General features: G+C 57.8%; 8 protein-coding genes. 7 read left to right on the top strand and 1 reads right to left on the bottom strand.

Annotation, left to right across the window (positions count from 1 at the left end; translation table 11 throughout):
- Window positions 1–83 precede the first annotated feature (83 nt).
- The 6 genes from L1A08_RS00565 (at window position 84) to L1A08_RS00535 (ending at window position 8,217) form a co-directional block, all read left to right on the top strand.
- On the top strand, window positions 84–1,055 hold the full coding sequence (locus tag L1A08_RS00565) for a vWA domain-containing protein (protein ID WP_238753034.1): 972 nt from the start codon (window positions 84–86) through the stop codon (window positions 1,053–1,055).
- Between the two features lie 427 nt (window positions 1,056–1,482).
- The gene (locus L1A08_RS00555) at window positions 1,483–2,493 is read left to right on the top strand and encodes a DUF1559 domain-containing protein (protein ID WP_261362667.1); all 1,011 of its coding nucleotides are present in this window, start codon (window positions 1,483–1,485) and stop codon (window positions 2,491–2,493) included.
- Between the two features lie 903 nt (window positions 2,494–3,396).
- Entirely contained in the window at window positions 3,397–3,807 is a 411-nt protein-coding gene (locus tag L1A08_RS00550) for an ArsR/SmtB family transcription factor (RefSeq protein WP_238753032.1), read from the top strand.
- Between the two features lie 255 nt (window positions 3,808–4,062).
- Complete coding sequence (carA, locus tag L1A08_RS00545; RefSeq protein WP_238753029.1) at window positions 4,063–5,223, top strand: glutamine-hydrolyzing carbamoyl-phosphate synthase small subunit; 1,161 nt, start codon at window positions 4,063–4,065, stop codon at window positions 5,221–5,223.
- 33 nt (window positions 5,224–5,256) lie between these two features.
- Window positions 5,257–5,721 carry a nucleoside-diphosphate kinase gene (gene ndk, locus L1A08_RS00540; RefSeq protein ID WP_238753027.1) on the top strand — a complete coding sequence of 155 codons (465 nt, stop codon included), beginning with the start codon at window positions 5,257–5,259 and terminating at the stop codon, window positions 5,719–5,721.
- Between the two features lie 192 nt (window positions 5,722–5,913).
- Entirely contained in the window at window positions 5,914–8,217 is a 2,304-nt protein-coding gene (locus L1A08_RS00535; RefSeq protein WP_238753024.1) for a serine/threonine protein kinase, read from the top strand.
- 30 nt (window positions 8,218–8,247) lie between these two features.
- On the opposite strand, the gene L1A08_RS00530 is transcribed toward L1A08_RS00535, so the two are convergent.
- Window positions 8,248–9,087, bottom strand: coding sequence for an FAD-dependent oxidoreductase (locus L1A08_RS00530; protein ID WP_238753022.1), 840 nt, complete (start codon window positions 9,085–9,087; stop codon window positions 8,248–8,250).
- A 372-nt stretch (window positions 9,088–9,459) separates the two neighbouring features.
- Here L1A08_RS00530 and L1A08_RS00525 point away from each other — a divergent pair, with 372 nt between their 5' ends.
- Complete coding sequence (locus L1A08_RS00525) at window positions 9,460–11,070, top strand: SPFH domain-containing protein (RefSeq protein WP_238753020.1); 1,611 nt, start codon at window positions 9,460–9,462, stop codon at window positions 11,068–11,070.
- The last annotated feature ends 61 nt before the right edge of the window (window positions 11,071–11,131 follow it).

The following is an 11,131-nucleotide window of genomic DNA, read 5'->3' as shown; positions in this document are numbered from 1 at the left end:
TGAGGTGCGAAGCCAGCCCTTTTCGCTGCGGCATCGTGTCGCCGCGGAACGGGGACGATCCGAAAAGGCCGGAGTTCTCCGCGATGTCGACGACAGCCGCAGATCACATTCACCATCATCAGTCCGGCCGACTGCTTCCGTGGTCGTCAGCTGTTGTAGCTCATGCGGTTCTGCTGGCGCTCTGCGGCTTGATCGGCTGGTCGTCTCCCGGAACGCACAACATCAGCTCCATCCAGTCCGAATGGACACAGCTGGAAAATCTTTCACGTCCGGAGCCGCTCGATCTCGAGGTGGAAACGGAGATTCCGATCGCGGAGCACGACGGACGGTCGAATGCTCTGGACAGCTCGACGGCCAGCAGTTCCCGTATGTTCACAGAACCGGTCGTCTCGCCGCTGGAACCGGTGCTGTTCGCAGAACGCCCCCGGCCGGTTTCCCCAGTTGAACTGGTCGAGTACGCCGAGGTGTCGACGCATACTCTGGAGGGACTTCTGCACCTCGCTCGCATGGGAAGCGGAATTGATCGGGCAGGAGCGGGACAGGGCGCTTTTCTGGGCAAAGCGACCCGAGCGATCGATCGACGGATCGCCTATGTCGTCGATGCTTCGGCGAGTATGAACCACAAGCATGACAGCGCCGCCGGCACCCGCTTTGGTCGTGTGAAGGTTGAGTTGCTGCACTCCATCGAAAGCCTCCAGCCCGACCAGGAGTTCTGCGTCTACTTCTTCAATGATGGTCCTGAGTCCATGCCTCCCGGTCATAGTGTGTTTCGCGGGCAGAAGAGTCCGATGGAGCTGTACCGCTGGATCGCCGAGTTTCGAGCTCGAGGCACGACAAAACCCCTGCCGGCGCTAGAAGCTGCCATTCGTGAGCAGCCCGACCTCATCTATTTCCTGACGGACGGCGCGATCTCGAAACGCGATCTGGAAAAGGCTTCGGTATTGAATCGACATCGTGCGCGGATCTGCACAATCTGCATCGGCGTCGCAACCAGTGAACAGCAGTTGCGGTTTTTGTCCGAGGAAAACGGCGGGACGTTTACCTTTGTTCCGTAGCGGATTCGCAAAGCTGTCCGCAGAGAGTGAACACCTGCAGACCCGTTCGAGACAACTCCGATTTCTTTTCGAAAGTTTCGCACTTTTCGACGAATATTTCGCGGGACATCGGAGTTTTCATTCGTCTACATGAGGCAACGCGTGTAGTATCACGGCGACTTGGAGATACCGCTGCTCATCTCTCCGCCTTGAACCTGTTGTACCCGACACACGATTCACCCAACACGACGACGCAACAGGTCCCACCCCCGCTGCTGCTAAGTAAGACCCTTCGACTGAACCGGCCACAGTCACCCCCGCTGCAAAAAGACCGTTCTCGAACGTTCGCTCGCGGTACGCTCACGCAACCGTTGCGTTCGAGAAAGGACCAATCCACAGGGATCCTGCAATGTGACAGGATCGAGTTTTTAATCAATCTGGAGGTTCGATGAAGATTTCGGTGCGGATGCGTAAAGGTTTTACTCTGATTGAACTGCTGGTAGTGATCGCAATCATCGCCATTCTTGTTGCTTTGCTGCTGCCAGCAGTTCAGCAGGCTCGCGAAGCCGCTCGACGCAGTTCCTGCAAGAACAATCTCAAGCAGATCGGACTCGCTCTGCATAACTATCACGACACCTTCTCGACCTTTCCTCCGGGTTACGTCGCACAACAGACCGGCGTGACGACCGGAACCGACGCCGCCAGCTTCTGGGGATGGCAGACCTACATCCTGCCCCAGATTGAACAGAGCGCCTTGTACGACCTGATGCAGGTCGGTCAGTTGAATCTGCCCCAGGCTCTGGCCATCGCCGCCACGCGTCAGCAGATGCAGCAGCCGATCGACTCGCTGACCTGTCCGTCGGATATCGCTCCCTCGAGCAACTCCAACAATCAGATCAACGACGCCACCCCGACTCCGTACTCGCTGAGCAGCTCGACTTATGTCGGCAACAACTCCAGCTTCGCTTCACTGGCTGTCGCCACCGGCGATACCCTTGTGAGTACCTTCCACGAAACCAGCACGGCCAACGGCTGCTTCTGGCGGAACTCGAAGCTTCAGATGCGCGACATCACCGACGGAACCAGCAACACGATTATGGTTGGTGAACGGGCGTGGCAGTTGAGCAACTCGGGCGGCAACAAGCGCGAATGCGACGGCGGTGTGGTCTTCGGACTCAACTCCGGCGAAAACCAGAACCTTCGCTCGACGATGGGCAACGGTTCGGTCGCCCTCAACTCGACCGCGACGAGTGTCGGCGGTGTCGCCGCCCCGGGTGGAGACGCCTGTCAGTTCGGTTTCAGCAGCCTGCACCAGGGCGGAGCTCAGTTCCTGCTCGCCGATGGAGCTGTTCGCTTCATCAGTGAGAACATTTCGGCCGCTCCGAACAACGCTCATAACGACGTTGTCTTCGAGAACCTGCTGAATCGCCAGGACGGCAACGTACTCGGCGAATTCTAGAACATTTTCATGCTTCTCCTGCAGTCGAATCTTGCAATTGCTCCAGTCTCGATCAGGGGGCAATCCGCTCGACCGGAATTGTTGCTGAAAGGCCATTTTCTCAGATCCTGAGTTTCGCCCCAAGCCTTGATCGAAAATCGCCGATTTGAGGCGAACTATTTGACTTTCTGCAAGAAGGCCAGTTCAAAGCGAACTGGCCTTCTTCTTTTCGTTCCCGGCTGCCAGCAAACCGATCAATGATCTCGGGGGTAACACTCCCTCGAAAAACTCAGACTTCCCCTGATGGTTTTCGACCGATGCTGAGATCCGCCCTCGCGAACCCCACCGGTGCATTCTCGCATCAACATGTTTAAACCTGAGGATTGATGCCCGATTTTTCCGCAAACTTTGGCCCGACAGCCAGACCCGCCTTCCGAGTAAATGAGAGAGGATCTTCCCCTAAGGTGTTCTCAGGAAGTGACTTAGCGGCTTCCACGAAAAAACCTCACGTTCTGGACTGGCATTTGCGAACCTGATTCTGGCAAACCGGAAACCGGCCTTCGTACCGCCGCGAACCTCGAAGCTGATATTGACATCATATTAGTAAGGTTGATAATTCGGTCTGCCGCGGGTGAATGGACTTAAGCACTCGAAAGGCACGTCCACTTGTCTGAAGGTTCGAAAGCAGAAATCATCGCCTTTTGTCTGTTGGGATTAATGTCAGATCAAGATTTCTTGAATTGTGCACCAACTTCTGGTAAGACCAGTTGACATAGGTAGAAACCACGATACGATTTCCTCAACTTGAAGGACCCCCATCGAGGATTCTGAGTAACGAAACTTCGCACGTTGAACGTCCAACCTGGTTGGAAACGTGCTTTTGACCACCGGCCACGACAATGCGGCCACAAAGGAAAATTGCTAATGATTACCCCAGTCCCCACGACGACTCAGTCTCGGCAGAACGAGGTTCTGCGGGATCGCACACCAGCACACACCGAAATCGATGAGCAGCTGGAAAAGGACCTTGTTCAGTCCTTCAAACTGCTGGCAGACGAAACCCGTCTGCGGATCCTGCTTTATCTGCAGAGCTCGGGTGAACTCCACGTGACCGCCCTCTGCGATCTGCTCAAGCAGAGCCAGCCGGCCGTCAGCCATCACCTCGCTCTGATGCGGGTTGCCGGTCTGATCGAAGCTCGTCGGGACGGCAAGCACAACTTCTACTCGATCCGCACGATCCACTTCTACCGGTTGATGTCCGAGTTCTTCTCGGCCATGAAGAAGGATCAGAACGAGATCACCTTCGAAGACTTCACCCTGACTCGTGAAGCCTAATTCGAAGTCGATGGAACAGAGCCGCGAAGAATGATCTTCGCGGCTTTTTTTACGCGCAGCATGTCGTTCCGCCGATCGTCGCATCAGCGCAGTTCAAAGTGGCGATGGAAGTGCCGTCGGCCTGAGAGTCTTGCTGGGCGGAGTCTCGCATCAGCCCGTTGACTGTTGAGGGTCCGATCCTTTTAATTTGCCGATCGGTCTGGTAAATTCCGACCGAAATCCTGTTCCGCTCAGTGAAGGAAGATCTCACCGCTCATGTCTGAATCTCGTCCCGCGAAACTCGCGCTCGCCGATGGTACTGTCTTCACCGGAACCGCATTTGGAGCAGAAGGTGAATCCTTCGGGGAAGTCGTTTTCAACACCAGCATGACCGGCTACCAGGAGATCATCACCGACCCGTCCTACTGCGGTCAGATCATCGTGATGACCTACCCGCAAATTGGAAACTACGGCGTCAATCCGGAAGATGTCGAAAGCGGACGCCCTGCCCTGAAGGGCTTTGTCTGCCGCGAGCTGTGCGAGAAACCGAGCAACCATCGCGCGACGCACTCCCTGTCTTCGTACCTGAAAGAGAACGGCGTCATCGGAATCCAGGGAATCGATACCCGGGCGCTGGTCCGTCGGCTCCGCAGCCAGGGAGCGATGACCGGTGTGCTCTCCACCACCGATCTGGACGATGAATCGCTGATCAAGAAGGCTCAGACTTCTCCCGAACTCGTCGGACAGGACTACGTTCGCGAAGTGATGCCGACCGAATGTGTCGGCTGGACCGAACCGCTCTCCGAACTGGCCCGCAATACCTCGGGCAGCCCGATTCCCAAAGCGGGCAGCGGCAAGCGGCCCAAAGTGGTCGCCGTTGACTACGGAATGAAATGGAACATTCCCCGCCACCTGGTTGAATCGGGTTGCGAAGTCGACATCGTCCCGGGCACCGCGACCGCCGAAGAGATTCTGGCCCGGAACCCGGACGGCGTGTTCCTTTCGAACGGCCCCGGCGATCCGCGTCCTCTTGATTACGCCATCAACACGATCAAAGAGCTGATCGACAAGAAGCCGATCTTCGGGATCTGCCTCGGTCAGCAGTTGCTCGGTCTGGCGATGGGGGGAGAGATCTTCAAACTGAAATTCGGCCATCGAGGCGGCAACCAGCCAGTCCTCAACAAGGAAACCGGTCGGGTTGAAGTGACCAGCCAGAATCACGGCTTCGCAATTGATGAAAAATCGCTTCCCGACGATGTGGAAGTGACGCATATCAACCTCAATGACAATACAGTATCTGGTATCCGCCACCGGACGAAACCGGTGTTCGGAGTCCAGTACCATCCGGAAGCTTCGGCCGGTCCGCACGACAGTCGGTACCTGTTCGACCGCTTTCTGGAATCGATGGAACAGACCTCCGGCCAAGCCGCCCAGTAATCTCACCGACTCAGCAATTTGATTGAAAGCGCCATGTCACAAGAGCGGACGTTGATTCTCCTGAAACCCGATGCCGTACAGCGCCGCCTGATTGGCCGCATTCTCAGCCGGATTGAAGACAAAGGCTACAAGATCGCCGGCCTGAAACTGATTCAGGTCACCCCGGAACTCGCTCGGAAGCATTACGCCGAACACGTCGAAAAGCCGTTCTATCCGAACCTTGAAGAGTTCATCACCAGTTCTCCCGTGGTGGCTCTCGTTGTCGAAGGCCCGGAAGCGATCACGGTGATGCGGAGTATGATGGGCGCCACAAACGGTCGAGCCGCAAATTCAGGCACGATTCGTGGCGATTTCGGGTCCTCCCGCCAGATGAACCTGATTCACGGCAGCGATGGTCCGGATGCCGCCAGGCGGGAAATTGAGATCTATTTCGAGCCGCACGAACTCCATGACTACTCTCTGGCGCTCAGCAGCGTCCTCGTCGCCAGCGACGAATAGTCATCGACGGCATCCGCCGAACCGCATTGCTCCCGGTGCGCCGCGACTGATCTTTCGGTCCCGCGAGCATTTGCGGTATATTGCGAGCCAGAAACGCTGGGGTCGGGCAGACGTGCCCTCAGGACCGGACGCATTGCGCAGCCGCTGAAGTCACCCCAGACATTCTCCAGGCGGGAAGGGACTCCCCGGGGCATGTACGATCCCCCCTCACGTGATCTGATTGCGCGGCTCGAACAGTACACATCCTGCCGTGAGCGGGATGTGCTTCGCTGTCGCGCGGCAGTTCATCGCCTGGCGACGGACTTACCAGCCTTCGATTCCATCTGGCTGGACGCGCTCGTTCAACGCCGCAAACTGTCGCCCTATCAGGCCGACTGCCTGGCCTCCGGTCGGGACGCCCAGCTTCGCATTGGAAATTTCTACGTGATCGCGCCGATCGCTGGCGATCGTGTGACCCGTCGTTTTCTGGGACAGTCCGCAACGGGCAGGCAGTTCGTGCTGATCGATCAGTACTTCGCAGGCGATCACTCGCCGTCGGAGCTTCAGGACAGCCTCACGGAATTGCGAAGACGGCTCGGGAGCCAGTCGCGGCTCGCTTCGACGGGAGCCCCGGTCGAAATCCTCGAACACCACGGCTCCGCATGTGCGATCCACGAATACCAGCACGGCGTGACGATCGAAGAACTGCTCGTTCGCCGAGGTCGCTTTCCGGAGCCGCTTGTCCGAACGATTGCTCAACAACTGCTGCATCACTTGCGGACGTTTGATCAGGCTGGGCTTGTCCATGGAGATTTGCGTCCTCGAAATCTGATGCTCAATCGACGCGGTCAGCTGCGGGTGATGAACACCGGGGTTCTCCCTGCGTCTCAACCGATGTGGACTCTGCAGACTCCCCTTCCCTTCGATGCCTACGACCATCTGGCTCCTGAGATGATCCGCACCGGATCCTGGACGACAGAGACGGATCTGTATGCAGCCGGGTGCCTGCTCTGGCAGATGGCCTGTGGCCGTCCCCCACACTATTCGGCGGATCCGTTTTTCAAGATCAACGCTCACATCGAGCAGACGATTCCGCATGTTCACGAGTTCGCCCCGGATATCGACACCGAAACCGCGGATCTGATCTTCGCACTGACTCGGCCCGATCCCGCCGAGAGACTCCGCGTACTCAGCGGTGCCGATTCCCGTCGCCCGGGCGAGCGGGTTACGGGGCCGCAGCAGGTCGCTCGTTATGTGAGGCGATTCGAACAGCCTCGGTCGGCAATTCCACGAACGCGAGCCGAACTCGCCGCCGACTATGGTGTCCTCACCACGGTCGCCTGCATTCTGTGTGCACTGCTCTGGGTGGCTGGAGTCTCCGTTCCTTCGACCTGGCAGATGGCCGAGTCGCTCATCGAGACTCCGGCAGTCGAAGTTGGGACGGGAATCGAATCCAAGAAAGACGAGGCTTCTCATCAGGGAGATAACAGCAAGCTGGCCGAACTGCCTCAACCGGATCAGCGTGGCATCATCCGGTTGACACCCGGCACAAAATACCGGGCACGGGAGATTGGAGCCGTCGGTCCGCTGACCGTTGTCGTTGTCGACGATGCGAAACGGGACGATGCCGCTCCTCCCCAACCCCCCGAGATCATTATCGGGGACGATCCCTGGCGAATCGCGGCCACGGAGTTTTCTCTCTCCCAGGTCACACTCAGGCACGAGTCTCCGGCCGCTGGCAGCCGACCGCCTGGAGCGCTGCTGGTCTGCCAGTCATCAAATCTTCGAGTCAACTCCTGTAGTTTCCGAGATGAGCAAAGCGACCCACGAACGGAGCCAGCAGATCCCCGCCCGCCGATGAGAGCGATTGCCTGGAAGCCTATCAGCGAGGACGAGGCCAATAGCGGGCGAATTGAGCTGGCGAACTGTCAGTTCCTGCAACAGGGAGCCGGCCTGCTCGTAGCGGGAACCGCCCGCGAGATTTCGCTCGTCAATTGCCTGAAAGTTCGTCAGGGGAATGGTATCGAGATCATCTGTCGCGCCAGTCGATCGCTTCCCGCCATCCGCTGCGAACAGGTGACGCTGCGGGAAGCCGATAATCTCGTCTATCTCGACTGCACCGGGTATGAGCCGGCCGGACTGATTCAACTCGACATCGAAGCGACGAACTGCGTGTTCAAATTCCGGGAAGAGAATTCGAGTCTCGTGGCGATCGCGTCGACTTCGTCCCCAGCTCGCAACATTCGAGCGATCAATCTGCTCGGACAGATGCTGCTGGTGTCCAACCCCGGCCCCACGGTTTCGTGGTGGAATCCAACTCGAAAAGTGGCGACGCCGCTTCAGACGGAAGGTGTGATTGAAGGCATTCTGCCCTACCCGGTCGAGTTCGCCGGACCAATTTCCAACCAGTTCCGTGACTCCGAACTGAATAGCTATGAGGGGCCACGCTGGAATTCGATGATGCCCGGAATCCAGACAGCGACGACATTCGCACCCGCGGAGAGTCTGTTCCGCTAAAACAGTCCTCTCCAGTAGACCGCTCCCGCCTCAGCTGGCCGTGGCCAGTGTCGAGCGGCCGGTCATGGCGGTCAGGACGACATCGAGGTCGGATCCAGAAACGTGGCTTTCCTGAGCGAATCCCACAACCGAACCGATCGCGTAGATTCCCGGGGTCCACGTTTCGTAATCGGAGTTACACCAGATGCGGCCCGAATCATCGGCCTGAAGTCCTGCTGCACTCAGGTTGAGTCGCCCCGTGTTACCGATTCGTCCCACAGCGAGAACGACACGATCGACGTGAAGGATCTCGCTCGATTCCAGGTACAGGGTCAACTCGTGTGGCTCTGCATCGATACCGGCAAGGCCGTTGCCGAGGTGCACAGTTTCCCGCGTGGCCAATGCCGTGGCCTGCAGTCGCGTCCTGGCAATCCGATTCGAGGACAGCCGCAGCTTCTCGCTCGATTCGATGCAGTGGAGCTCGCGACAGCAGCCCAGCAGTTGTTCCCGGATCGACTGCCCGGTCAGCCCCATTCCCACAATCGCGACGCGCTCCTCGGATCCACATGCAGTGAACTCCTCCGCCTGCTGAATGCGGACGGAATCGGGGAGATGCGGAAGCCGCCGCGGCATGCTTCCCGTCGCGATCACGATTCGCTCGGCGGAAATCCGGTGGGGACCTGGGGGTGTCTCACAGCAGATCTGCTTCGAGGAAACAAAATGAAACGGGCCCACAAAGCGATCGACATTCCAAGGGAGAGCAATGTCGTCGGCTTCATCCGCAATCAGCCACGCAATGCGGGCAAACTCCAGCGACGCCTTCTGAAGCAACGCGCCTGCCACGGTATCGTTGCCCAGAAGAATCAGATCATAGTGTTGCGTCGTGTTCATGATGTGAGTTCCGTTTCACAGCATCCGCTTAGGAAGACCAGAGAGACTTTTCCGTCGAGTGACACTAACAAGGATCGGCAGGCTGGAGAATCTGAGGAAGAGATTCCTTACATTCACCGCAACGGCTGAATAATCTGCTGCGGCTACGCGGACTTTGACGGTTATACTGCTGGCGCCCTTTCTTCGGCGTGGCGATTTCCGTGAAGTGGTGAATCTGGCGAATTCTGCGGCAATTGGCACCGGCATCGTGAACCAGCACGAATTTCGTGCGTTAGGTTTGCATCACGTCACTACGGAATCTCTGCAGCAACGGGGGTCGATGCTGCGAGAACTCTTCCGGACCCATATCCCAACTCTGAGGATAGATTCACGATGGCTCGCGAAGTCGATAAAGGAGTCCGTGCGATTAAGGCGGCAATGTTTGGACTGGGAGGCCTTGTTTTCATGGTCTTCGCAATCCTGCTCGGCGGCTTTCTGGCACTGAACTTCTTCCGCATCGATGTGCCGACTGCTCACATGGCGGTACTGATCAAGAAAACGGGACTGAACCTGGATAACGATCAGGAAATTGCTCCGACCGCCGAATACAAAGGCGTTCAGCGCGACTTTCTGCTCGACGGAAAGCATTGGCGCGATCCGTACAACTGGGCCTGGGAGATCCGTCCGCAGCCGGAAGTGCCTCAAGGCCAGATGGGCATTCTGGTTTCACTCACCGGGGACAATCTCGGCTACGGCGAGTTCATGGCCAGGGTCGACCCAACGAAAGAGGTGTTGAAAGGGGGCGTGCTGACCAAGGGCATTGTTCCAGGTTACCTGACTCCCGGTCGCTATCCGATCAACCCGTATCTGTTCGAGTATGAACTCCACGATCCTGTTGTCGTCCCTGCCGGATATCGCGGCGTTGTGACAAAACTCGCCGGTCCCATGCCGGAAGACCCGAATACACTGCTGGTTCCGCCAGGCTTTCGTGGCGTCCAGGCCGAAACGCTCGATACCAAAACGCACTACTACAATCCGTATGCGGAGGAAATCAATCTGGTCGACTGCCGCAGTCGGACATATCGCCTCACGGCGGATGGAGAGATGGGTTTCCCGTCGAAAGATGGATTCTGGATCCGGCTCGATGGCGTGATCGAATTCCGCGTGATGCCGGAAAAAGCCGCCGAGGTCTACATCACCTTCAACGACGACGAGAACGGTGAGAAGATCGACGAGGAAATCATCCGCAAAGTAATCATGCCGATCGCCCGGAGCTACTGCCGGACGGAAGGATCGAAGTACTCGGGACGCCAGTTTATTCAAGGCGAAACCCGGTCGGAGTTCGAAGACAAGTTCGAGTCGGTGATGCAGCTTGAATGCGAACCGCTCGGCATCGGCGTGCTGGTCGCCAAGATTACCGATATTTATCCGCCCCAGCAGATTGCCGAGCCGATCCGCGAGAGCGGACTGGCCAAGGAAGAGCGCGAACAGTTCCTGATCGAGATCAAGCAGCAGGAAGAAGAGCAGAAACTCGCTGTGCAGCAGCAGATGGCCGTCCGCAAGCAGGAACTGATCAAGGTCGAGCAGGAAGTGGTCACGCTGGTGACCGAGGCGGAGCGCGAACAGGAAGTCGCCGTGATTAAGGCCAATGAAGGGCTGGAAGTTGCGAAGTCCAAACTGCAGGCCGCAGCCGATGAAGCGAAAGCCATCGAAGCCCGCGGGCAGGCCGAAGCCGATGTGGTCCGATTCAACAACGAAGCTGAAGCAGCTGGCTGGGCTCGCTCAGTCGAAGCCTTCGGTGGAAACGGATCCGAGTTCGCTCGCTATGTGCTGAATCAGAAACTGGCTCCCGCTTACCGCCGCATCATGGCCAATACGGACAACAGTCCGATTATGGAGATCTTCCGGTCCTTTGCCCCGGGAGCTCAGCCACCTCAACCGTCCACAGAACCTGCTCCGGCACTACAGGCCAGCGAGCCGCAGTCGCCTGTCGCGTCTCCATAAGAGTGAACCGTTTCGTCTCCTGACCTCTTATCTCCGCTGACCTGAACCAACGAGATTATCC

It is taken from the genome of Rubinisphaera margarita, from assembly GCF_022267515.1.
Taxonomy (GTDB): Bacteria; Planctomycetota; Planctomycetia; order Planctomycetales; family Planctomycetaceae; genus Rubinisphaera; species Rubinisphaera margarita.
The sequence above is the reverse complement of the archived record's forward strand: the minus strand, read 5'-3'. Positions and strand labels throughout refer to the sequence as shown.